At 63.4% G+C, this 23,165-nt stretch carries 15 protein-coding genes, 6 tRNA genes and 2 pseudogenes; 6 read left to right on the top strand and 17 right to left on the bottom strand.

Features of this window, described 5'->3' with window-relative positions:
• Window positions 1-56: 56 nt before the first annotated feature.
• Window positions 57-1,649 (top strand): malate synthase A, encoded by a 1,593-nt coding sequence (aceB, locus tag OKW38_RS07060; RefSeq protein WP_429360765.1) that lies wholly within the window; start codon window positions 57-59, stop codon window positions 1,647-1,649.
• A gap of 127 nt (window positions 1,650-1,776) precedes the next feature.
• On the opposite strand, the gene OKW38_RS07055 is transcribed toward aceB, so the two are convergent.
• Entirely contained in the window at window positions 1,777-2,178 is a 402-nt protein-coding gene (locus OKW38_RS07055) for a gamma-glutamylcyclotransferase family protein (RefSeq protein WP_187610454.1), read from the bottom strand.
• 182 nt (window positions 2,179-2,360) lie between these two features.
• On the opposite strand from OKW38_RS07055, the gene OKW38_RS07050 reads away from it, so the two are divergent.
• Window positions 2,361-3,260, top strand: coding sequence for an AraC family transcriptional regulator (locus OKW38_RS07050; RefSeq protein WP_429334785.1), 900 nt, complete (start codon window positions 2,361-2,363; stop codon window positions 3,258-3,260).
• Between the two features lie 47 nt (window positions 3,261-3,307).
• Here the strand turns inward: OKW38_RS07050 and OKW38_RS07045 are convergent, their stop codons facing one another.
• The 8 genes and pseudogenes from OKW38_RS07045 to gltX form a co-directional block, all read right to left on the bottom strand.
• A complete protein-coding gene (locus OKW38_RS07045; RefSeq protein WP_090800638.1) occupies window positions 3,308-3,772 on the bottom strand; it encodes a GNAT family N-acetyltransferase in 465 nt (154 codons plus the stop codon).
• Between the two features lie 123 nt (window positions 3,773-3,895).
• Window positions 3,896-4,039: pseudogene (locus OKW38_RS07040) on the bottom strand (group II intron reverse transcriptase/maturase); the annotation flags it as partial.
• Window positions 4,040-4,609: 570 nt separating this feature from the next.
• Window positions 4,610-4,686: transfer RNA gene (locus tag OKW38_RS07035), tRNA-Asp, on the bottom strand.
• Window positions 4,687-4,766: 80 nt separating this feature from the next.
• A tRNA-Glu gene (locus OKW38_RS07030) sits at window positions 4,767-4,842 on the bottom strand.
• Between the two features lie 61 nt (window positions 4,843-4,903).
• Window positions 4,904-4,980 (bottom strand) — tRNA-Asp (locus OKW38_RS07025).
• Between the two features lie 90 nt (window positions 4,981-5,070).
• Window positions 5,071-5,146 (bottom strand) — tRNA-Glu (locus tag OKW38_RS07020).
• Window positions 5,147-5,332: 186 nt separating this feature from the next.
• Window positions 5,333-5,408: transfer RNA gene (locus tag OKW38_RS07015), tRNA-Ala, on the bottom strand.
• A 119-nt stretch (window positions 5,409-5,527) separates the two neighbouring features.
• On the bottom strand, window positions 5,528-6,937 hold the full coding sequence (gene gltX, locus OKW38_RS07010; RefSeq protein WP_429360764.1) for a glutamate--tRNA ligase: 1,410 nt from the start codon (window positions 6,935-6,937) through the stop codon (window positions 5,528-5,530).
• A 488-nt stretch (window positions 6,938-7,425) separates the two neighbouring features.
• Here gltX and OKW38_RS07005 point away from each other — a divergent pair, with 488 nt between their 5' ends.
• The gene (locus OKW38_RS07005) at window positions 7,426-8,373 is read left to right on the top strand and encodes a patatin-like phospholipase family protein (protein WP_429360763.1); all 948 of its coding nucleotides are present in this window, start codon (window positions 7,426-7,428) and stop codon (window positions 8,371-8,373) included.
• A 113-nt stretch (window positions 8,374-8,486) separates the two neighbouring features.
• Here the strand turns inward: OKW38_RS07005 and OKW38_RS07000 are convergent, their stop codons facing one another.
• From OKW38_RS07000 to OKW38_RS06975, 6 genes are all read right to left on the bottom strand, one after another.
• On the bottom strand, window positions 8,487-9,152 hold the full coding sequence (locus OKW38_RS07000; RefSeq protein ID WP_429360761.1) for a C40 family peptidase: 666 nt from the start codon (window positions 9,150-9,152) through the stop codon (window positions 8,487-8,489).
• A 136-nt stretch (window positions 9,153-9,288) separates the two neighbouring features.
• Window positions 9,289-10,920: an ABC transporter ATP-binding protein gene (locus OKW38_RS06995; protein ID WP_429334788.1), complete on the bottom strand. Its 1,632-nt coding sequence runs from the start codon at window positions 10,918-10,920 to the stop codon at window positions 9,289-9,291.
• A complete protein-coding gene (locus OKW38_RS06990; protein ID WP_429360759.1) occupies window positions 10,917-12,023 on the bottom strand; it encodes an ABC transporter permease in 1,107 nt (368 codons plus the stop codon). Before OKW38_RS06990 ends, OKW38_RS06995 begins: the two co-directional genes overlap by 4 nt.
• Window positions 12,023-13,060 carry a microcin C ABC transporter permease YejB gene (locus OKW38_RS06985; protein ID WP_090800650.1) on the bottom strand — a complete coding sequence of 346 codons (1,038 nt, stop codon included), beginning with the start codon at window positions 13,058-13,060 and terminating at the stop codon, window positions 12,023-12,025. The genes OKW38_RS06990 and OKW38_RS06985 overlap by 1 nt, the downstream gene beginning before the upstream one ends.
• Before the next feature lie 49 nt (window positions 13,061-13,109).
• Window positions 13,110-15,026 carry an extracellular solute-binding protein gene (locus OKW38_RS06980; protein ID WP_090800652.1) on the bottom strand — a complete coding sequence of 639 codons (1,917 nt, stop codon included), beginning with the start codon at window positions 15,024-15,026 and terminating at the stop codon, window positions 13,110-13,112.
• Between the two features lie 192 nt (window positions 15,027-15,218).
• Window positions 15,219-15,566, bottom strand: coding sequence for a hypothetical protein (locus OKW38_RS06975; RefSeq protein ID WP_429334790.1), 348 nt, complete (start codon window positions 15,564-15,566; stop codon window positions 15,219-15,221).
• A 465-nt stretch (window positions 15,567-16,031) separates the two neighbouring features.
• On the opposite strand from OKW38_RS06975, the gene OKW38_RS06970 reads away from it, so the two are divergent.
• The 3 genes from OKW38_RS06970 to OKW38_RS06960 all read left to right on the top strand — a co-directional run bounded on the left by OKW38_RS06970 (window position 16,032) and on the right by OKW38_RS06960 (window position 21,019).
• Window positions 16,032-17,318 carry an MFS transporter gene (locus OKW38_RS06970; RefSeq protein WP_090805357.1) on the top strand — a complete coding sequence of 429 codons (1,287 nt, stop codon included), beginning with the start codon at window positions 16,032-16,034 and terminating at the stop codon, window positions 17,316-17,318.
• A gap of 19 nt (window positions 17,319-17,337) precedes the next feature.
• Window positions 17,338-19,773 (top strand): TIM-barrel domain-containing protein, encoded by a 2,436-nt coding sequence (locus OKW38_RS06965; protein ID WP_429360757.1) that lies wholly within the window; start codon window positions 17,338-17,340, stop codon window positions 19,771-19,773.
• 61 nt (window positions 19,774-19,834) lie between these two features.
• Window positions 19,835-21,019, top strand: coding sequence for a porin (locus OKW38_RS06960; RefSeq protein WP_429360755.1), 1,185 nt, complete (start codon window positions 19,835-19,837; stop codon window positions 21,017-21,019).
• 275 nt (window positions 21,020-21,294) lie between these two features.
• Here the strand turns inward: OKW38_RS06960 and OKW38_RS06955 are convergent.
• Window positions 21,295-21,388, bottom strand: a tRNA-Ser gene (locus OKW38_RS06955).
• Window positions 21,389-21,568: 180 nt separating this feature from the next.
• Window positions 21,569-22,820 (bottom strand): annotated as a pseudogene (locus tag OKW38_RS06950) (aspartate kinase).
• Between the last annotated feature and the right edge of the window lie 345 nt (window positions 22,821-23,165).

Below are 23,165 nucleotides of genomic sequence, written 5' to 3'. Positions count from 1 at the left end.
CCACTTCCCCTTTTCAACCTTCGCATTTTTGCAATCTGACCGACCAAGGAAAAAACATGGCTAATCCGCTGTCGTTGCCGCAAGGCATGGAAATCACCGGCGACATCAAGCCCGGCTTTGAAGCGATCCTCACCCGCGAAGCGCTGGAACTCGTCGCGGCCTTGCACCGTACGTTCGAGCCGCGCCGTCAGCAGTTGCTGCAGGCGCGCGTCGAGCGCGCGAAGCGGCTCGACGCTGGCGAGCGGCCCGACTTCCTCGCCGCCACGAAGAGCGTGCGCGAGGGCGACTGGAAGATCGCGCCGCTGCCGCAGGATCTGCAGTGCCGGCGCGTCGAGATCACCGGCCCCGTCGAGCGCAAGATGATCATCAACGCGCTCAATTCGGGCGCCGACTCCTACATGACCGACTTCGAGGATTCGAACGCGCCGAGCTGGGACAATCAGATCACCGGTCATATCAATCTGAAGGACGCGGTGCGCCGCACGATCTCGCTCGAACAGAACGGCAAGTCGTACCGGCTCAACGACAGGACCGCGACGCTGATCGTACGTCCGCGCGGCTGGCATCTCGACGAGAAGCACGTGAAGGTCGACGGCCAGCGCGTGTCGGGTGGCATCTTCGATTTCGCGCTGTACATGGTGCACAACGCGAAGGAGTTGATCGCGCGCGGCTCGGGTCCGTACTTCTATCTGCCGAAGATGGAGAGCCATCTCGAAGCGCGGCTGTGGAACGACCTCTTCGTCGCCGCGCAGGAAGCGGTCGGCGTGCCGCGCGGCACGATTCGCGCGACGGTGCTGATCGAGACGGTCGTCGCCGCGTTCGAAATGGACGAGATCCTGTACGAGCTGCGTGAACATAGCTCGGGCCTGAACGCGGGCCGCTGGGACTACATCTTCTCGGCGATCAAGAAGTTCAAGAGCGACCGCGACTTCTGCCTCGCCGATCGCTCGCAGATCACGATGACCTCGCCGTTCATGCGCGCGTACGCGTTGCTGCTGCTGAAGACCTGCCATCGCCGCAACGCGCCGGCGATCGGCGGCATGAGCGCGCTGATTCCGATCAAGAACGATGCGGCCGCGAACGACAAGGCGATGGCCGGCGTGCGTTCAGACAAGGCGCGCGACGCGGGCGACGGCTACGACGGCGGCTGGGTCGCGCACCCGGGCCTCGTGCCGGTCGCGATGGAAGAGTTCGTCAAGGTGCTCGGCGATCGGCCGAACCAGATCGGCAAGCAGCGCGTCGACGTGCTCGTGAGCGCGACCGACCTGCTCGACTTCCGCCCGGAAACGCCGATCACCGAAGCGGGCTTGCGCAACAACATCAACGTCGGCATTCACTACCTCGGTTCGTGGCTCGCGGGCAATGGCTGTGTGCCGATTCACAACCTGATGGAAGATGCGGCCACCGCCGAGATTTCGCGCTCGCAGGTCTGGCAGTGGATCCGCTCGCCGAAGGGCAAACTCGACGACGGTCGCAAGGTGACGGTCGAACTGGTGCGCGAGCTCGCGGCGCAGGAGCTCGACAAGGTCAAACAGACGGTGGGCGGAGATACGAAGCCGTATGAGCGTGCCGCGCAGCTCTTCGAGCAGATGTCGACCGCGGAGCAGTTCACCGATTTTCTGACGCTGCCGCTTTACGAAGAGATTTGATGGTGTTGATGATGCAGGCTCGAGCGCCTTGGGCCTGCTCGAGCCAGGGGACCCCATCGGCTTGAACGACGGCACGCCGCGGACATACGTGGCGCGCCGTTTTTTTTGCTCGCCTTCGTGGACCAGCTCAGCGCGTGCGCCGATGTTCGACCCAATCTCCTGAACGGATCTCGGGCAGCCCTTTTACGGCGCTTGGCGCGACCGGATAGAAGCGGCAATTCACGACGTTGCCGTCCACTTTGACCATCACCTCACGTGCCAGAAAACGGGACTCGACGCCCGGATACACGGCTTCGATTTCGTCGAGCACCGCGACGAGCGCATCGTCGATTTCATAGACGTCGCCGAGCACGTCGATGCCCGCTTCGTCGACGACGAGACCCGGATAGTCGCCAAAATCGAACAGATGGCCGCGCACGGTGGTACTGCCGAGCAGGCTCGGTGCGGGGATGTCGTTGCGCGCGGCGGCTTCGCTGATGTCGTTGGTTTCACCGGCACGCAGCGTGCCGTAGACAAAGACGGTCTGCATCGTCGTTGAGTCTCCATGGTCAGAGGTGATGTCGGTGGCTCGGGGGCCATCGGGACATTATGCAACGGCGGCCCGTCGGCAACAGAAACTGGGCACGGCCTACAATGCTTGATGCCCGCGACGGTGAATGGCCTCGACCGCGCTTCGCCGTTGCCAGCTCCGTGATCCGAACCGACCTTGCCATGACCTCGTCCTCCGACTCCGACTTGTTGAGCCGCGTGCGTTTCGCCGACATACCGCCCGAGTTCGCGCCGAACGAGATGCATCCGATCCGCGTGCGCTCGCGGCCAATGCCGGCGGGCTGGCATATCGCGCGTCATACGCATGCCTGGGCGCAGGTCGCGTATGCGTCGCGCGGCGTGCTGCGGGTCGCAACGACGGGCACGACATGGATGGTGCCGCCATCGCGCGCAATCTGGTTGCCGCCGCATGTGACGCACGAAGTGGTCGCCGTCGAGGATGCGTTCCTGCGCACGCTGTACATCACCGAGAGTACGGTGCCGGCCGGGCTCGATACGCCGCGCGTCGTCGAAGTATCGAACCTGTTGCGCGAGGTGATTGCCGCGCTCGATACGCCTGGCCTGTCCGCCGCGCGCGAGCATCTGCTCGGCGCGCTCGCGCTCGATGAACTGACGCGCTCCGAGCCGTTGCCGCTGTCCGTGCCGATGCCCAGCGAAAAGCGCCTGCGCGCGCTGTGCGAGGCCGTGATCGCCGACCCGATGCATGGCGAGTCGCTCGAGCAGTGGGCATCGACGGTGGGCGCGAGCACGCGCACGATCGCGCGGCTGTTCCGCCAGGAACTGGGTGTGAGTTTTTCGCAGTGGCGTCAGCAGGCGATTCTCGCGCGCGCCATTCCATTGTTGAGCCAGGGACGACCGCTGTCGCACGTCGCGCAGGAACTGGGCTATCAGAGCCAGAGCGCCTTCTCCGCGATGTTCCGGCGTGCGTTCGGCGCGAGTCCACGCGCGTTTATCGAGCGAGGCGCCGAGCATCGCGCGAGCAACGGCGAGCATGATGACGCGCAAGCGGATGATGAAACGGCACAGGATCAAGCCGGTTCGACGGACGTCGCCGAGCGGTGAATGGCGACAACTAGCGCTGCGCGTCGGCCATCGATGCGGGGCACGCCTCAAACCCGCCGCGCCAGATGACGGATTGCGCCTAGCTGCGCGAGCCGCGGCCCGGTGAGCTTATAGCCCTTGCGCAGATAGAGCCGCGCCGCCGGATTGTCGACGAACACGCGCAACTGCAACTCACGCAGCCCGCGCTCGCGCGCCCATTGATGCGAGATGTCGAGCAGGAAGGTACCGGCGCCAAGCCGACGATATCCTTCGGCGATCTGCACGTCGCGGATATGCAGCGAATCACCCTCTTCGGTGATACGCAGCACGCCCATCGGCACGCCATCCACTTCGAGAATGAAATTCTCCGATTCGCGCCAACTGCCGAGAAACAGATCGCTGCGCCACACCAGATGATGCCGGCGATAGTAGCCGCCCATGTTGTTGCGGGTCAGCGCCTCGGCAAACTCGAAATCGTCCATGCTGGCCGAGCGCAGATGAAACGGTGACGGAGCTTCGGTGGGATCGAACATGGCAGGACCGCGAGGATGAGTCGGATAAACGGTAAAACAGGCCGCGCGCGCTGGCAATGGCTGTTTGTCCCGAGCCTTCCGGGAGGCGGCCGGCAACGGCAGTAGAAACGGAGCGGTTACGGTCCTATGAGCAGGCGCCATCACCCGCTCACCAGCACGACGGCTGCGGATATACACGTTCGCATCGTCGGCACAGCGCACGAAGCAGTGGCCGCGCCGTTCCAGTTCCTTGTCCACCACGTCGAGCAACACGTTGGCCAGCAACGGCGGATCATCATGGCGCGGACAACAGGCTTCGTCGCTCACGGAAATAGGCGCAGCTTCACCGCGCGTGCCTCCCGATCGCCCCGCTTGCGCGGGCATCTGACGCAATTCCTGTCGCATCGACATGGCGCTGGACACTCCCTCCCGTTCGGCCCTTCATCACCAGCTCCAGTCTCACCGACCTGTCCTGTGACTACTTACGGCCTCTGCTGACTTCTTGCTCCGGCTCGACGCCGTCGCCCTTTCAGGCATGAGGCGAGATCTCCCCAGGTAAGAGCGCACTCCTTCATGGCACAGCCGCCGCATTTACGCCGCTTCGTCCTGGTCACGAGAGCTTCGCGGTCTATTATTACCCGCCCGCCCTGCTTGGCAACGCCTTCTATGCGGTTCTTGTTTATCGGCTCGCGACTTACGCTCCACGCTTCCTTCCCACATTCGGCCGCCGTCATGCAGTTGCGCTTCACTTCATTCGCTGTGACCAGCTCATGGCGGGACTTGCACTCGCAGGAGTGCGCCCATGCTGGGCGCACAATAAAAAAAGCCCACTTCCTGCGAAGTGGGCTTTCTCAAATCTGGCGGAGCGGACGGGACTCGAACCCGCGACCCCCGGCGTGACAGGCCGGTATTCTAACCAACTGAACTACCGCTCCAGATTTTGCATCGCAGCCTGCGAGCCATACTCTCAGCTTGCTGCACCGTTCAAACTTCCAACCGAACGACGCCGATGTTCTGGCGTCCCCTAGGGGATTCGAACCCCTGTACTCACCGTGAAAGGGTGATGTCCTAGGCCTCTAGACGAAGGGGACAACGTACTGCTTACACCTTTAATGAAAAAGCCCGTTCAAGTATGTGTGAACGGGCTTTGTCTGGCGGAGTGGACGGGACTCGAACCCGCGACCCCCGGCGTGACAGGCCGGTATTCTAACCGACTGAACTACCACTCCAGTCTTTACACCCTGCTTGCGAGCGTCGGTTAATTCTCTGCAAGCTGCGCTGCTTTACTACTACTCGAATACTAAAGCGACGCTGATGTTTGGCGTCCCCTAGGGGATTCGAACCCCTGTACTCACCGTGAAAGGGTGATGTCCTAGGCCTCTAGACGAAGGGGACAAAATCTTTTCAGATCCGTCTCAATTCGCTTTTGACTTGATCAACTCGCGCTAACTTTTCAGTTAATTCGCCAAGCTATTTTCAGGTCAACAGCGAAGACCGCTACTTTACTACATTTCAGCGATTTGTGAAGTCTTTTTTCTACAACTATCAGACTTCTTAACCACTTTCACCTCTTTGCTCTGTTGGTGGAGGTAAGCGGGATCGAACCGCTGACCTCTTGCATGCCATGCAAGCGCTCTCCCAGCTGAGCTATACCCCCGCGCACATCAGAGAAACGAGATTTTAGAGGGCGATCTGCGCTTTGTAAATACCCTTTGAGCGATTACATGCGGATTTTTCCGGCGGCATGCGAAACCTCTGACGCACGCCGCCAACGGATTAGCCAAGCGCTTTTTCGATGCGGCTAACGACGACGTCGCGACCGAACAGCATCAGCACGCTATCGATCGACGGTGTATGCGTCGTACCCGCCACCAGCAGACGCACCGGCATCGCGAGCTGCGGCATCTTCAGCTTGTGCGTGCCGAGCGTCGCTTTCAGCGCGGCAGCGATCGCCTCCTTGGTCCATTCGACCGTCTTCAATGCAGCGGCCAGATCAGCGAGCGCCGGACGAACCGCGTCGGTGACGTGCTGTGCAAGCGACTCAGCGTCGGGTGCCGGGGTGCGATAGAACATCGCGGCGTTCTGCGCGATCTCCTTCACGGTCGACGCCCGATCCTTCATCAGGCCCACCACGCCCGTCAGATCCGGACCTTGGGCGAGTGTGGCTTCGTCGATGTCGAGCTCCGCGAAGAACGGTTTCGCCAGTTCGGCGAGGCGTGCGTTGTCGGCTTCCTTGATGTAGTGCGCGTTGAGCCAGTTCAGCTTGTCATGGTCGTACTGCGCCGGCGACTTGCCGAGGTGCTCGAGATCGAACCACTCGACGAACTGCTCGCGCGTGAAAATCTCCGCGTCACCATGCGACCAACCGAGGCGCGCCAGATAGTTGACGACCGCTTCCGGCAGATACCCCGCATCGCGATAACCCATCACGCTCATTGCGCCGTGGCGCTTGCTCATCTTCTCGCCCTGCTCGTTCAGCACGGTCGGCAGGTGTGCATACACCGGCGGCTCGCCACCGAGCGCGCGCAGTATGTTGATCTGGCGCGGCGTGTTGTTGACGTGGTCGTCGCCACGAATCACGTGAGTGATGCGCATGTCGAGATCGTCGACGACGACGCAGAAGTTATACGTCGGCGTGCCGTCCGGACGCGCGATCACGAGGTCGTCGAGTTCTTCGTTCGAGATTTCGATGCGGCCTTTCACCGCGTCGTCCCACGCGACCACGCCGGTCAGCGGATTGCGAAACCTTAGCACCGGCTTCACGCCCACGGGCGGCTCCGGCAGCACCTTGCCCGGCTCCGGGCGCCACGTGCCGTCGTAGCGCGGCTTTTCGCCTGCTTCGCGCTGGCGCTCGCGCAGCGCGTCGAGCTCTTCGGTCGACATGTAGCACGGATAGACGAGCCCCGCCTCCTGCATCTGCTTCAGCACTTCGCCGTACCGGTCCATGCGCTGCATCTGGTAGAACGGGCCTTCGTCGAAATCGAGGCCGAGCCACGCCATGCCTTCGAGAATCGCGTCGACGGATTCGGTCGTGGAGCGCTCGAGGTCGGTGTCCTCGACCCGCAGCACGAAGGTCCCTTTCATCTTGCGCGCGAACGCCCACGGATACAGCGCGGAGCGGATGTTGCCCAGGTGGATGAAGCCGGTGGGACTCGGTGCGAAACGGGTACGAACGGAGGTGGTCATTAGCGGTTACTCGGAAAACAGGCGCCGGCGCTCAGGCGAACACGACTGCGAAGCGCGGCAGCGAAGCGTGCCCATGCTGCGCGCGACGTCGCGCACGGCCACGAGGGAATAAGTGCAAGAGCCGAATTATACCTTCCGCACGCGGGTTGCCGCCCTCGTCCGAACGGCCTATGGCGCATGGGCGAACGGCGTCCGGACATCTGCGTACGCACCTTCCCGGCGCTCGCCCAACTCATCTTGAAAAAGCGCCGCGTCAGTTCCGAATACTTCCTCTGCAACGTTTCATTACAGCGGACCGCGCGAGCCGATCGTTTGCATTAAGATGTGCGCGCGCTGCGATGCGGGCTTACCGCACATCGATCCGATCCGGAGCGAACACCGCTGCAAGCGCGCGCAATCGCCGTCGGCGATCCGCCCGGTCTGACCTCAGCCTGATCGCGGTACGCGCGACGCCGCTCGCGTCGCGCGCGCCGTTGCTGGAGAACTCGTTGAAACCCTCATCCCCGAACTTGAGCCGCCGCAGCTTTTCGCTAGCGGCCGCATCCGCGGTGCTTGCCGCCTGCACCACGACCGCCGGCAAACTCGATGGCGCGCCGATCACCGCGACGCCCGCCGTTCCCCCGCCGCCTGAAAAAGCGCAACAGAAGCCGGTTCGCGTCGCGCTCGCTCTCGGCGGCGGCGCCGCGCGCGGCTTTGCGCACATCGGCGTCATCAAGGCTCTCGAGGCGCGCAATATCCAGATCGACCTGATTGCCGGCACGAGCGCCGGCTCCGTCGTCGGTGCGCTGTACGCGTCGGGCATGAACGGCTTCGCGCTGAACAAGCTCGCGCTGTCGATGGACGAAGCGTCGATCAGCGACTGGGCGATGCCGTTTCGTACGCGCGGCTTCCTGCAGGGCGTCGCGCTGCAGAACTACCTGAACACGACGCTGAACAACCGCCCGATCGAGAAGATGGCGAGGCCGCTCGGCGTGGTCGCGACCGATCTGCAAACCGGCCAGCCGATCCTGTTCCAGCGTGGCAACACCGGCATCGCGGTGCGCGCGTCATGCAGCGTGCCGTCGATTTTCGAGCCGGTGAAGATCGGCGGTCACGAGTACGTGGATGGGGGTCTCGTGAGTCCGGTACCGGCGTCGTTCGCGCGCAAGATGGGCGCGGATTTCGTGATCGCCGTCGATATCTCCCAGCGACCGGAAACCGGCGTCACGGCAAGCTCGTTCGACGTATTGATGCAGACCTTCACGATCATGGGCCAGACGATCAAGGCCTACGAGCTCGACAAGTACGCCGACGTGGTGATCCGGCCGAATCTCGCGACGATGAGCGGCAGCGATTTCTCACAGCGCAACGCCGCGATCCTCGCCGGCGAGGAAGCGGTCGCGAAGATGATGCCGGAGTTGCAGCGCAAGCTCGCCGCGCGGCGCATGGGAGCCTGAAAGCCCGGCGACGCACGGTCGCTGTGCGTCGCCATGGCAAAAATGCGCGCATCAAACGCAAAAAGCCTGCTTCGAATGAAGCAGGCTTTTTTATCGCCAGGCCTGGCGCTGAATCAGTTATTCCCGCCGATCGTCGCGGTCACACGCTTGCGCAGATCGTCGGCCTGATACGAGGTCTCGATCCGACGCGCACCCGTAAAGCGCTTTTCCCAGTAGCCGTCATCCATGTCGTCGACGCGGATCGTGCTGCCGGTGGACGGCGAGTGCACGAACTTGTTGTCGCCGATATAGATGCCGACGTGCGAGAACGTGCGGCGCATCGTATTGAAGAACACCAGATCGCCCGGCTTCAGGTCGCTTACCCGCACCTTCTCGCCCAGGCGGCTCATTTCCTCGGCACGGCGCGGCAGCGCGAGACCGAGCGTGTCCTGGAACACGTAGCGCACGAAACCGCTGCAATCGAGCCCCGAATCAGGCGTATTGCCGCCCCAACGGTAGCGAACGCCGATCATGTTCAACGCGCCGACCACCACGTCGCCCGCTTTGCCGGCCATGCCCGAAAGGAACGATTTGGCGCTGCCGCTTTCGCTGCCTGCGGCCTTGGTTTGGGGAGTGAGAAGGGAGAGAGGATCCGAGCCGTTGGGGGGCGGATATGAGGCATTCTGATTAAAACCGCTTACTTCGTCGGCGAACGCGCCGGGAGCTGCTGCCATCAAGACGCCAATGAACATCCCGGCGACGACGCGCGTGCAAGCCTGGGTGAAGTTTCTGTGCTGCATTGGTCGGTAGTTTTTGCCAAAAAATCAGGGGTCTAGAAAAAAAGTTTGCTCGATACTAGCCAGTAAGTATTTGCCTGTCAAAAGGAATAGGAAAAATCAATCGACGGACGCACTCAATTGGGGAAAGGGTGAAAAATCAACGATCAAGCGCCGCTTTCAGCAGCTTTCGCGTGTAAGGATGCGCGGGTGCAGTAAAAATTTTCTCGACTTCGCCGGTCTCGACGATCGATCCGTTTTGCATCACCACGACTCGGTGCGCCATCGCCCCGATCACTTCCAGGTCGTGACTGATGAATACGAAGCCGAGGTTGTATTTGTGCTGCAAACCGGTGAGCAGCTTGAGCACCTGCTGCTGGATCGATACGTCCAGCGCGCTGGTCGGTTCGTCGAGGATCAGCACGCGCGGCTCCAGTACCAGCGCGCGCGCGATCGCGATGCGCTGCCGCTGCCCGCCCGAAAATTCATGCGGATAGCGATACAGCGCGGTCCGGTCGATGCCGACTTCGCGCAGCACCGCGACGACCTTGTCGCGCCGCGCCTGCGGAGTCATCTGCGGCCGATGCAGCGCGAGCCCCTCACCGACGATCCGCTCGATCGTCTGCCGCGGCGAAAGCGAACTAAAAGGGTCTTGAAAGACGACCTGCATATTCGAGCGCAGCGCGGTCTTTTCGGCGCCGCGATAGCTCGCGAGCGCCCTGCCCTGAAACTGGATCTCGCCATGCGCGGTGCGCTGCAGACCGAGCAGTGCCATCGCGAGCGTCGACTTGCCCGATCCCGATTCACCGACGATCCCGAGCGTCTCGCCCTGGCGCACCGACACGTTCGCCGCGTCGACCGCGCGAAACCGCCCCGCGCCGAACCAGCCACGCAGGCCGGTCAGTTTCGTTCTGAAGTCGACCGCCACGTCGCGCGCTTCGAGCAGCACCGGCGAGATCGGCAGCACCGGCACGACCTCGCGCTGCGGCCGGCTCGCGAGCAGCCGCAGCGTGTACGGATGGCGCGGCGCCTCGAACACCTGCTCGACCGTGCCGGTTTCGACCAGCACGCCTCGCTCCATCACCGCGACGCGCTGCGCGAAGTGACGCACGAGGTTCAGGTCGTGCGTGATCAGCAGCACGGCCATGCCGCGCTTTTGTGCTTCGTCGCGCTGCAGTTCCAGCAGAAGCTCGACGATTTGCGCGCGAATCGTCACGTCGAGCGCGGTGGTCGGCTCGTCGGCGAGCAACAGGCGCGGCCGGCAGGCGAGCGCCATCGCGATCATCGCGCGCTGCCGCTGCCCGCCCGAGAGCTGATGCGGGTAGCTGTTGATGCGCCTCTCCGGCTCGGTGATGCCGGTGCGCGCGAGCAGCGCGACCGCCCGCCTGCACGCTTCGGCCGCGCTGACGCCGTCATGCACGACGATCGTTTCCGCAATCTGGTCGCCGATCGTATACAGCGGATTGAGCGCGGTCATCGGTTCCTGGAAGATCATCGCGATGTCCGAGCCGCGCAGGCCGCGCATCGCACGCTCGCTCTTCGCGAGCAGATCTTTGCCATCGAAGCGGATCGCCCCGCTCACCTGCGCGTCGTTCAGCAGGCGCAGCACCGACAGCGCGGTCACGCTCTTGCCCGAGCCGGACTCGCCGACGAGCGCGACGCGTTCACCGCGCGCGATCGCGAGCGTGACGTCGTCGACGGCCACCGTGTCGCCGAACGCGACACGCAGATGGTCGAGTTCGAGCAGCGGCGTGTCCGTCGATCGCGGATCGATTTGCGGCGGCGCGCTCATTGACCACCTCCGGCGTGTATCGCATCGGAGATACGCGTGTCGAGCGCGTTGCGCAGCGCGTCGCCCATGAAGGTCAATAGCAGCAGCATCGCCACCAGCACGCCGAAGGTCGACACCGAGATCCACCACGCGTCGAGATTCGCCTTGCCCTGAGCGAGCAGTTCGCCCAGGCTCGGCGTCGGCGGCGGCACGCCGAGGCCGAGGAAGTCGAGACTCGTCAGCGCGAGAATCGCGCTGCTCATGCTGAACGGCAGGAACGTGATGACCGGCGTCAGACTGTTGGGCAACACGTGACGCCACATGATCTGCCAATGCGACAGGCCCATCGCGCGCGCGGCGCGCACGTAGTCCTGCTGGCGATTGCGCAGGAACTCGGCGCGCACGTAGTCGGACAGGCCGATCCAGTTGAACAGCGACAGCAGCACGATCAAAAGAGCGAAGCTGCGCTCGAAGATCGATGAAAAGATGATCAGCAGATAGAGCTGCGGCATCGCGTTCCAGATCTCGATCAGACGCTGCCCGACGATGTCCGTTCGCCCTCCGAAGTAACCTTGCACCGCCCCCGCGGCGATGCCGACGATCGTGCTGATCACGGTCAGCACGAGGCCGAACACGACCGACACGCCGAAGCCGTACAGCAGACGCGCGAACACATCGCGGCCGCGGTCGTCGGTGCCGAGCCAGTTCTCGCGCGACGGTGGCGCCGGGTTGGGCGTCTTCGAAAAGTAATTGAGCGTGTCGTAGTAGTAATGATTCGGCGGATACAGCGCGAAGTTGCCCGGCGCATCGAAGCGGTGACGGATGTACGGATCGAGATAATCGGCCGGCGTGGGGAAGTCGCCACCGAAGGTGGTCTCGGCGTAGGTCTTGACGAGCGGGAAATACAGATGGCCGTTGTAGCGCACGACGACCGGCTTGTCGTTCGACCACAGCGGCCCCACGAGGCTCGCCGCGAACGCGACGACGAAGATGATCAGGCTCCAGTAGCCGAGACGCTGCTGGCGAAAACGCTGCCACACGCGACGCGCCGGCGACGGCGACATCAGTGCCCGCGCGGGTTCGGTGCGCGCCGCCGCGTCGGCGGAAAGGCGGGCTCGATTCATCAGCGCTCCAGTTGTTCGAATTGGATGCGGGGATCGACCCACACATAGCAAAGGTCGGAGATCAGCCGCGTGACGAGGCCGATCAGCGTGAACAGATACAACGTGCCGAGCACGACCGGATAGTCCCGCCGCATCACCGATTCATACGACAGCAACCCGAGCCCGTCGAGCGAGAACAGCGTTTCGATCAGCAGGCTGCCGGTGAAGAACGCGCCGATGAACGCGCCCGGGAAATTGACGATCAGCGGCAGCAGCGCATTGCGAAACACGTGCTTCCACAACACGCGCCGCTCGGACAAACCTTTGGCACGCGCGGTCAGCACGTACTGCTTGCGGATTTCGTCGAGAAACGCGTTCTTCGTCAGCATCGTGACGACCGCGAAGCTGCCCACCACCGACGCCGTGATCGGCAGCGTGATATGCCATAGATAGTCGAGGATCTTGCCGACGAGGCTCAACTGGTCCCAGTTGTCGGAAGTGAGGTTGCGCAGCGGAAACAGCTGCAGGAACGTGCCGCCGCCGAACAGCACGAGCAGCAGCACGCCGAGCACGAAGCCCGGAATCGCGTAGCCGACCAGCACGACGAGGCTCGTCGCGATATCGAAGTGCGAGCCGTTGCGCACCGCCTTCGCGATGCCGAGCGGCACCGATATCAGATAGGTGAGAAAGAACGTCCACAGGCCGATGCTGATCGACACCGGCAGCTTCGACACGATCAGCGACAACACGCTCTGATGACGGAAATAGCTCTGGCCGAGATCGAAGGTCGCGAAGCGCTTGAGCATCAGCACGTAGCGTTCGAGCGGCGGTTTGTCGAAGCCGTACAACTGCTTCAGTTGCGCGATCTGTTGCGCATCGACGCCGCTATGCGAGCGCAGCCCGAACGGCGAGGCGCCCTCCGCGCCCTTGCGCAGTTCGTGCTGCATCTGCTCGACGGGGCCGCCCGGCACGAACTGGATCACGACGAAGGTCAGCGTCAGCACGCCGAGCAGCGTCGGGATCATCAGCAGCAGGCGTTTGAGGATGTAGCTCCACATAGGCGGTGTTCCAGTGCGAACGCGTTGGTGGGGGCGATGGATCTGCGGATCAGTCGGCGCTGCCCGTGGGCGTGCGCGCCCGCGGATCCTCGTACCACCACATCGTCGTGATCCAGCCTTCCGCGCCATAGTACAGCGGCAAAGTCTTCGGCCACGCGAGCCCGCGCTTGAACGCGACGCGATGCGTGCCGCTGTACCAGTGCGGCACCACATAGTAGCCATGCATCAGCAGACGGTCGAGCGCGTGCGCGGCATCGGTCAGCTGCTCGCGCGTTTGCGCATGCACGAGCGCGTTCAACACCGCGTCGACGGCCGGCGACTTCAGGCCGATCGCGTTGTCCGAGCCGGGGGTATCGGCGGCCTTGCTGCCGAAGCGGGTGATCTGCTCGGAGCCCGGCACCTGCACGTCGGGCATGCGAATCGTCGTCACGTCGAAGTCGAATGCGTCGAGCCGCTTCTGATAGACCGCGAAGTCGGTGGTGCGGAAGTTCGCGGTAATGCCGAGCTTTTGCAGATTGCGCGTGAAGGTCGCGATGATCGGCTCCATCGACGAGGCCGAACCCGAGTCGTCGAGTATCTCGAACTGGAACGGCTCGCCCTTCGCGTTGCGCAGCGCGCCGTCACGATAGGTCCAGCCGGCCTGCTGCAGCAGATCGCGCGCCTGTAGCAGATTCGCGCGCAGCGAGCCGGGCGGATCGGTATCGGGCTGCTTCGGCGGCGGCCCGAATACCGCCGGGTCGAGTTGGGCGCGAAACGGCTCCAGCAGCGCGAGCTCGCCAGGCGAAGGCAGCCCCTTCGCCTGCCATTCGGTGTTGGCGAAATAGCTGTCGATGCGCGTGTACTGGTTGAAAAACAGCTGGCGGTTCAGCCACTGAAAGTCGAGCGCGAGATCGAGCGCCTTGCGCACCCGCACATCCTGGAACAGCGGCCGGCGCGTGTTCAGGAAAAAGCCCTGCATGCCGGTGCCGTTGTGCTGCGCAAACTCGCGCTTGATCAACTCGCCACGGTCGAACTTCTTGCCGACGTCGCGCCGCACCCAGTTGCGCGCGATATATTCGACCAGCGCGTCGTACTCGCCAGCCTTGAACGCCTCGAGCCGCGCGGTGCTATCGGCATACAGCTTGTAGACGATGCGATCGAAGTTGTTCATGCCGACGCGCACCGGCAGATCGGCGCCCCAATAGTGCGGGTCGCGTTTGAACGTGATCGTGCGGCCGTTGTCGTAGCTGTCGATCAGATACGGCCCGCTGCCGACTGGCTTTTCGAATGCGAGCTGGTCGAACGGAACACGGCTGCCGTCGGGCTTCATCCCCCACTTGCGCGAGAACACCGGCATGCTGCCCGCGAGCAGCGGCAACTCGCGATCGCGCTCGCGAAACTCGAAGCGCACCGTGGCCGGATCGACGACGACCGCACGCTTGATCTCGCTGAAAAGCGATGCGAACTGCGGCGCGGCCTGCGGGCTCTTCAGCGTGTCGAGAGAGAACTTGACGTCGTCGGCGGTCACAGGGTCGCCGTTCGAAAAGCGCGCGCGCGGATTGATGTGGAACGTGACCGACAGGCCGTCGGGCGCGACGACGATGTCGTCGGCGAGCAGCCCGTAGGCGGACGCGACTTCGTCGCTGCTGCCGATCGTCAGGCTCTCGAACATCAATTCGAGGCCGGGCGCCGCATTGCCACGCAGAGTGAACGGATTGAACTTGTCGAAGCTCGTTAGACGGCTCGGGTTCGCGAGCACGAGCGTGCCGCCTTTCGGCGCATCGGGATTGACGTAGTCGAAGTGCTTGAAGCCGGCCGGATATTTGGGCTCGCCGTATTGCGCGATCGCATGCGCGGCATGCGCGTGCGGCGCGACGAGCAGACTCGCGCACAGCAACGCGACGGCGAGCGCGGCGCGCAAGGGTCCGTGGATCACGCTGTGTCGAAGTCCCTCAGGCGTTTGAACCCGTCGCGAGCCAGTTGTCATGGAGTCGTGCTGGTAAATGGGCAGTGGCGATGTGGGGGATTCTACCCAATTAGCTTGCGCGATCTGGCGGCCGACTGCGACGAAATGCGTCAGCGACGGATGTTTCAGCACAAAAAACAAAACCGCCCTCCAAGGGCGGTTCTGTCATCGCTGCGGCCGGTTGGCGCGCTTCAGCGCTGACGCAGCGGCGACTCAGTGCCAGCCGCGATGTTGGTCGTAGTGACCGCGCGCATAGTCGCCGCGGCCCGGCGGATGGTGACGATACCAGTCGTTGCGCGCCCAGTAGCGATGGCCGTCCCAGTAACGGTCGCCATGCCAGCCGATCACGATTTGCGGACCGCCGTAGTACACGGGAGCCGGCTGATAGACGACGGGCGGCGGCGGAGGCGGCGGCGGTGCGTAGACCGGCGCCGGTGCGACGTAGACCGGCGCGGGAATGCCGATATTGACCCCGACGTTGAGCCCCGCGGCCATCGCGGCACCCGATGCAGCCAACGTCAACACGCCGAACACAAGCGGAACAATACGAGCGGACTTCATTGATCACCTTTGTAGGAACATGTTTTGTTGGCGGAAATATAACGCAAAGGCAGCAACACGCGTATTTCAACTTTGTAATAACTGATGCTGAAAATCGCCTCGCCGGCGGTGGCGTAATGTCTGGTTACACACGCCAGACGGCGGTGAAAAAGCACCCTCCGCGCGGGCGCCGGCTCGCGGCCTGGCTGACATCCCGAAAACGAACATTTTAAAGTTCGAAAGAACATATCTGTTCTATATTTCTCACCGCAGTCATCCGATCACCGCTCGGAGACGAGGCAAAAAAAATATTAAATTATCGAGAAAAATCAAGGAAACACGTCGCAACGCCTATGGTTTCCCCCGATATCCAGGTCGTTTCCAAGTGGTAGGATGACTGCCATTGAAAACCAATAAATGTTCGAATTCGCGCATGCCCGAGCACTGCGTCGGAAGCAACCGCTCAATGCGCCACGGAGACTGATTTTGAAAACGATCAAGGGATTGCGCTGGTGGATCATCGCCCTCGTGTGCGTTGGGACGATCGTCAACTATCTGTCGCGCAACGCGCTCGGGGTGATGGCGCCCGAGCTGATGAAACTGCTGCACATGAACACGCGGCAGTACTCGTACGTGGTCGGCGCGTTCCAGGTCGGCTATACGGTGATGCAGCCCGTCTGCGGCCTGATCATCGATCTGATCGGCCTGCGCCTCGGTTTCGCGCTGTTCGCGTGCCTGTGGTCGCTGACCGGCGTGTTCCACGGTTTCGCGGGCAGCTGGTTTTCGCTCGCGGCGCTGCGCGGTTTCATGGGCCTATCCGAAGCGGTCGCGATTCCGGCCGGCATGAAGGTCGTCGCCGAATGGTTTCCCGATCGCGAGAAATCCGTCGCGGTCGGCTACTTCAATGCGGGCACCTCGCTCGGCTCGCTGCTCGCGCCGCCGCTCGTCGTTTTCCTGTCGCTGCGCTACGGCTGGCAGAGCGCGTTCGCGGTGACCGGCGCGCTCGGCTTCGTGTGGGCCGCCGCATGGTTCGTGCTGTACCGCTCGCCCGCCGAGCACAAGCGCGTGAGCGATGCCGAGCGCGCCGCGATCGTCGAAGGCCAGGCACCGCCCGCCGCGCGCCGCGCGAGCGTGCGTGAAGTGCTGCGCACGCGCCGCTTCTGGGCGATCGCGCAAGCGCGCTTTTTCGCCGAGCCCGCGTGGCAGACGTTCAGCTTCTGGATTCCGCTGTATCTCGCCACGCAGCGTCATATGGATCTGAAGCAGATCGCGATGTTCGCGTGGCTGCCGTTTCTCGCCGCGGACCTGGGCGGTCTGTTCGGCGGCTATCTGTCGCCATTCCTGATGAAGCATTTTCGCGTGCCGCTGATCTGGTCGCGCATCTCGGGCGTCGTGCTCGGCGCGCTGATGATGATCGGGCCGGCATCGATCGGTCTCGTCGCGTCGCCCTACCAGGCCATCGCCCTCTTCTGCGTCGGCGGCTTCGCGCACCAGATGATCTCGGCGCTCGTCAACACGCTCGCCGCCGACGTATTCGATCCGGGCGAAGTCGGCACCGTCGCCGGCTTCGCGGGCATGGCCGCGTGGATCGGCGGCCTCGGCTTCTCCCTGACGGTCGGCGCGCTTGCCGATTCGATCGGCTACACGCCGCTGTTCGGTGCGCTCGGCGCATTCGACATCATCGGCGCGACGCTGCTGATCATCCTGATGCGCGGTGTGCCGCGCCACGGCCGCGCGCGCCGCGCCGAACTGAGCGTCAACACGGCTGCCTGACCTTCCTGGAAGACTCATCATGCGTTCACAGATCAATCTCAAACATCCGCCGCGCTTCGCGCTCGTCCCCCACGCTGGCGACCCGGCGGCCAACCCGGTCGTGCTAAGCGCGCAGCCGAATTGCCGGATCGAGCTGTTCGTGCTCGCCGAGGACATCATCCGCGTGCTCGTGCTGCCGGACGGCGAAACGCGCGGCCCGCGCACATGGGCGATCGCGCCCGGGATGGACGACGTGCCGCTCGAAGGCCGCGAGCGCCGCGACCTGAGCGGCTTCACGCCGCCGCCGTTCACGGTGAACGAAGCAGCCGGTCACATCGAGATCGAAACGGCGCGCGTGCGCGTGAGCGTGGCGCTCGAAGGCGGCGCCTGCGCCTGGGACATCCTGCACGAAGGCACATGGCATCGCGTGATGAGCGATCGCAAGACCCAGGCGTACAACTTCGGCTGGTGGGACTCGCGCGTCTATCACTACGTCGAGCGGCGCCGCGACGAAATGTACGTGGGCCTCGGCGAGCGTGCCGGCTCGCTCGATCGCGCGCGGCAAAGCTACGAGATGCGCAACATCGACGCGATGGGCTACAGCGCGCGCACCACGGACCCGCTGTACAAGCACATCCCGTTCTACGTGACGTGGCAGCCGCAGACGTCGACGGGCTTCGGCCTGTTCTACGACACGCTCGCCGATTGCCGCTTCGACATGGGCCGCGAGCTCGACAACTATCACGGCCACTATCGGCACTTCATCGCCGAGCATGGCGATCTCGACTACTACTTCATCGCATCGCCCGGCTCGCCGCTCGACGCGGTGCGCCGCTTCACGTGGCTCACCGGACGTCCCGCGTGGATGCCGAAGTGGGGCCTCGGCTACTCGGGCTCGACGATGAGCTATACCGACGCGCCGGACGCGCAACAGCAGATGGGCAAATTCATCGAGCGTTGCCGCGAACACGACGTGCTGTGCGATTCGTTCCATCTGTCGTCGGGCTATACGTCGATCGGGCCGAAGCGCTACGTGTTCAACTGGAATCACGACAAGTTTCCGGACATCGACGGCTTCGTGCGGAGCTATCTCGATCACGGCGTGCGTCTGTGCGCGAACATCAAGCCGTGTCTGCTGCAAGACCACCCAGCGTTCGACGACGTCGCCCACGCCGGCCTGTTGATCGAAGCGCCCGATGGCGATCCCGCATGGGTGCAGTTCTGGGACGAAGTCGGCGCGTACCTCGACTTCACGAATCCCGCGACGATCGACTGGTGGAAAGCTCGCGTGAAGGACGCACTGCTCAAATACGGCATCGCGGCCACCTGGAACGACAACAACGAGTTCGAGATCTGGTCGCCGCAGGCGATCGCGCGCGGCTTCGGCAAGCCCTATCCGGCATACCAGGCGAAGGTGCTGCAGACGCAACTGATGATGCGCGCGTCGCACGACGCGCAGCGCGAGCACGCGCCTGACAGGCGCCCGTTCCTCGTGTCGCGCTCGGGCGGCGTCGGCATGCATCGCTACGTGCAGACGTGGTCGGGCGACAACTACACGTCGTGGGAAACGCTGCGCTTCAATCTGAAGATGGGTCTCGGGCTCGCGATGTCGGGCGTGTCGAATAGCGGTCACGACATCGGCGGCTTCTCGGGTCCGGCGCCGGAGCCGGAGCTGTTCGCGCGCTGGGTCGCGTTCGGCATCTTCCTGCCGCGCTTTTCGATTCACTCGTGGAACGACGACGGCACCGTCAACGAGCCGTGGATGCATCCCGAAGTCACGCGGCACGTGGCAGACCTGATCAAGCTGCGCTATCGCCTGATCCCTTATCTCTACGAGCTGCTGTGGCAATCGCATAGCGCGTACGAGCCGGTGCTGCGGCCGCTGTTCGCGGAGTTTCCGCACGATCCGCGCTGCCTCGTCGATGGCGACGACATGATGCTCGGCTCGTCGATGCTGGTCGCGCCAGTGGTCGATCCGGGCCGGAGCACGCGCGCCGTGTATCTACCGGCCGGTTCGCGCTGGGTGTCGTACTGGAGCGGCGAAACATTCGACGGCGGCCAGACCGTCACGTTGCCCGCGCCGTTCGAGCGGCCGGTGTTCCTGCTGCGTGAAGGCAGCGTGATTCCGCTCAACATCGCCGAGCAGCATTTTGGCCGCCCCGCCGACGAACGCGCATTCCTCGCGGTGCCGTATGCCGACGCGGGCACCGCGCAAGGCGGCTCGATCGAGGACGACGGCGAGACCGAAGCCTGGCGCAACGGCGAGCAAGGCCGCTGGAACGTCACGCTGACGGGCGACGCAAACACTTTGCGGGTGACGCTCGAGCGTTCGCAATGGATGCCGCGCGTGCAGCCGCAAGTGCGCGTGTTCGTGCCGATGCGCGAAACACGCGCGGTCGTCTGCGCTAACGGCACGCTCGTCACCGATCACACCGCGCACGGCTGGCGCTGCCTGACGATTTCGGTGCCGCACTGAACAACACACCGCACCGGCCTGAGGGATCAGGCCGACCCATCAGTCTGGAGACATCCCAACCATGAAAATAAACCAGCGCGCGCGCACCCGCGCGTTCGTCCTCTGCTGCCTGCCGTTTGCGGGCACCGCGTTGTCCACCAGCGCATCGGCGCAAAGCAGCGTCACGCTGTATGGCGTCGTCGACAATGCGTTCGCCTATGCCAGCAACCAGAAGGGGCATTCGAATTTCTACATGAGCCAGGGCAACCTGCAGGCGAGCAAGTTCGGCTTCCTCGGCTCGGAAGATCTCGGCGGCGGCACGAAGGCGATCTTCCGGCTCGAGAGCGGCTTCAATTCGCTGACTGGCGCGCAAAGCACCGCGGGCTACCTGTTCAATCGCCAGGCCTATGTCGGCCTCGCGAACGACCGCTACGGCACGGTGACGCTCGGCCGCCAGTACACACCCTACTTCCAGATGGTCGGCGCGCTCGGACCGACCGGCGTGCTGACCGGCGCGACCGGCGCGCACCCCGGCGATCTCGACGCCCTCGACACGACGCTGCGCTTCAATAATTCGGTAACCTACCTATCGCCGACGATCGGGGGCCTGCAGGCAAGCGCGCAGTATGGTCTCGGCGGCGTGCCCGGCAGCGTCGCGAACGGCAGCCTGTTCAGCGCGGCGCTGCGTTATGACTTCCAGCCCGTGTCGCTCGCAGCCGGCTACGTGAAGCTGAAGGACATTTCGACGAGCGCGGCGCTCGGCAGCTTCGCGATCAACTCGCCGGTCAACAACGGTTACGCGAGCGCGCGCAGCGCGCAACTGTTCGCCGCGGCGGGTCGCTATACGTGGCACGATCTGATGGTGGGCCTCAACTACTCGAATGTGCAGTACGCGCCGGGCCACGGCTCGCTGTTCTTCGACAAGGCCGTGTTCAACACGTACGGTGCGATCGCGACGTACCGGATCACGCCGAGCGTGACGGTCGGCGGCGGCTATAGCTTCACCCAGGCAAGCAAGGCGAACGGCATCAGCGATCCGGCGCACTATCATCAGACCTCGCTCGAACAGACCTACAACCTGTCGACGCGCACCACGCTGTACGCGCTCGAGGCCTATCAGCATGCAGGCGGCAAGTCGCTGATCTCGTCGGGCAGCGGTGTGACCATCGCCGACGCGGTCGCGGTGGTCGGCGACTCGCAGAACACGACGCCGTCATCGGGTCCGTCTCAGTTCGTCGGCATGGTGGGGTTGCGGCACGCGTTCTAAGCGAGGCGGTCTCGGTCAGCGGCACGACGGGATCAGTCATGCGGACTCCTTGCCTGCCGCGCCGGATCTGGCGCGGTTTTCTGCGGACCAGCGTGGCGGGCTAACGGCGCCATGCATTGATCAGCAGACCTGCCTATTCACGTAGGACGTGGTCACACGCTGGAGGGCGGGGAATGTCGCTGACATCGCTGAAGTAGCGAGCGAGATCAAAATCAAGCCGCGCAAAAACAAAAACCCCGCAGAGCCTAGACTCTACGGGGTTTCGCCACCATTGCTGGCGGAGACGGAGGGATTCGAACCCTCGATCCAGGTTTTGGCCCAGATGCTCCCTTAGCAGGGGAGTGCCTTCGACCTCTCGGCCACGTCTCCCAAACTTTCTGTCGCACAGGGAGTCAGTGCGACGAAGCCAAGATCATAGCGGGCCGGGCCGATAAGGTCAATGTCTGACGAACATTATTTGTGCCAACGTGGCGTCTCACCACGCAATTCATTCACATGAACGCCACAAAACAAACGGGACGCTCTAGAGCGCCCCGTTTTTCCCGCCACTTATGCCTGATCGAGTTCGAAGGCCTTATGCAGCGCGCGTACCGCGAGCTCCATGTACTTTTCGTCGATCAACACCGAAATCTTGATTTCCGAGGTCGAGATCATCTGAATGTTGATGCCCTCTTCCGACAGCGTGCGGAACATCTTGCTGGCAATGCCGACGTGTGAGCGCATCCCGACGCCGACCACCGACACCTTCGACACCTTCGGGTCGCCCAGCACCTGCTCGGCCTGGACGTGCGCCTTTACCGTGCCGGTGAGGATTTCCATTGCACGCGCATAGTCGCCGCGGCCGACCGTGAACGTGAATGCCGTCTTGCCCTCGACGCTCTGGTTCTGGATGATCATGTCGACATCGATATTCGCGTCCGCCACCGGGCCGAGAATCTGATACGCGATGCCCGGCTTGTCGGGCACGCCCATCACGGCGATACGAGCTTCGTCGCGCTGGAACGCGATACCCGAGATGACTGCTTTTTCCATGGTCTCGTCTTCTTCAAAAGTAATCAGGGTGCCCGACTTCATTTCTTCGTCGAGTGGCATCAGCGGATCGGTCAGGCTCGACAGCACGCGCGTTTTCACCTGATATTTGCCGGCGAATTCCACCGAGCGGATCTGCAGCACCTTCGAACCCAGGCTGGCCATTTCCAGCATTTCTTCGAACGTCACGCGGTCGAGCCGGCGCGCTTCTTCAACGACGCGCGGGTCCGTGGTGTACACACCGTCGACGTCCGTGTAGATCAGGCACTCGTCGGCCTTCAGCGCGGCCGCGACCGCGACTGCCGACGTGTCCGAGCCGCCGCGGCCGAGCGTCGTGATGTGGCCGTCCGGGTCAATGCCCTGGAAGCCGGTGATCACGACCACCTTGCCGGCTGCGAGGTCTTGCATGACGCGCTCGCCGTCGATGTCGCTGATGCGCGCTTTCGTAAACGCGCTATCGGTCTTGACCGGCACCTGCCAGCCTGCGTAGCTGACCGCTTCGACGCCGGCTTCCTGCAGCGCGATCGCGAGCAGACCCGAGCTGACCTGCTCGCCGGTGGCGGCGATCATGTCGAGTTCACGCGGGCTCGGTTGAGTCGTGATCTCTTTCGCGAGGCCAAGCAGGCGATTGGTTTCGCCCGGACATTGCCGACGGCACGACGACCATCTGATGGCCGGCCTTGTGCCATTTCGCGACGCGCCTGGCGACGTTCTTGATGCGCTCGACCGAGCCCATCGAGGTGCCGCCGTATTTATGTACGATGAGTGCCATTGTCGTTCTGAACTGGAAGAGAAACCGCGCTGGCGCGCTGGAGACGACCGCACAGAAAGCACAGGGGCGCAACGTCTCGTGAACGGCGGCAAAGTGTGTGGCGGCGTAGATGCAGCACGCGTGCAGCACGCGCGGATTTGCCCGGGATGAAATCGCAAATGGCTGATCGGAATTGAACGGCGACGACGGATCACGCACGCCTGCCGGCACTAACGACCGATAGCGACAAAAGCGACGGCGAAATCGGGTCGGGCAAACAAGTTAAAGTACCTGATTAGGCGCAAAAAGACAAGACGCAACGAGCGCTCAAATGCGTCGAATCAGGCCTGCAATGGCCTGTTTTAT

Origin of the sequence: Paraburkholderia sp. MM5496-R1 (genome assembly GCF_050436205.1) — a bacterium.
GTDB classification, from domain to species: Bacteria; Pseudomonadota; Gammaproteobacteria; order Burkholderiales; family Burkholderiaceae; genus Paraburkholderia; species Paraburkholderia tuberum.
This window is presented reverse-complemented; position numbering and strand designations above follow the sequence as displayed.

Excerpts from the sequence above, each read along its gene's own strand:
- aceB (WP_429360765.1), top strand. The coding sequence starts at position 57 with ATGGCTAATCCGCTGTCGTTGCCGCAAGGCATGGAAATCACCGGCGAC.
- OKW38_RS07055 (WP_187610454.1), bottom strand. The coding sequence starts at position 2,178 with ATGCAGACCGTCTTTGTCTACGGCACGCTGCGTGCCGGTGAAACCAAC.
- OKW38_RS07050 (WP_429334785.1), top strand. The coding sequence starts at position 2,361 with ATGACCTCGTCCTCCGACTCCGACTTGTTGAGCCGCGTGCGTTTCGCC.
- OKW38_RS07045 (WP_090800638.1), bottom strand. The coding sequence starts at position 3,772 with ATGTTCGATCCCACCGAAGCTCCGTCACCGTTTCATCTGCGCTCGGCC.
- gltX (WP_429360764.1), bottom strand. The coding sequence starts at position 6,937 with ATGACCACCTCCGTTCGTACCCGTTTCGCACCGAGTCCCACCGGCTTC.
- OKW38_RS07000 (WP_429360761.1), bottom strand. The coding sequence starts at position 9,152 with ATGCAGCACAGAAACTTCACCCAGGCTTGCACGCGCGTCGTCGCCGGG.
- OKW38_RS06995 (WP_429334788.1), bottom strand. The coding sequence starts at position 10,920 with ATGAGCGCGCCGCCGCAAATCGATCCGCGATCGACGGACACGCCGCTG.
- OKW38_RS06990 (WP_429360759.1), bottom strand. The coding sequence starts at position 12,023 with ATGAATCGAGCCCGCCTTTCCGCCGACGCGGCGGCGCGCACCGAACCC.
- OKW38_RS06985 (WP_090800650.1), bottom strand. The coding sequence starts at position 13,060 with ATGTGGAGCTACATCCTCAAACGCCTGCTGCTGATGATCCCGACGCTG.
- OKW38_RS06980 (WP_090800652.1), bottom strand. The coding sequence starts at position 15,026 with ATGACAACTGGCTCGCGACGGGTTCAAACGCCTGAGGGACTTCGACAC.
- OKW38_RS06975 (WP_429334790.1), bottom strand. The coding sequence starts at position 15,566 with ATGAAGTCCGCTCGTATTGTTCCGCTTGTGTTCGGCGTGTTGACGTTG.
- OKW38_RS06965 (WP_429360757.1), top strand. The coding sequence starts at position 17,338 with ATGCGTTCACAGATCAATCTCAAACATCCGCCGCGCTTCGCGCTCGTC.
- OKW38_RS06960 (WP_429360755.1), top strand. The coding sequence starts at position 19,835 with ATGAAAATAAACCAGCGCGCGCGCACCCGCGCGTTCGTCCTCTGCTGC.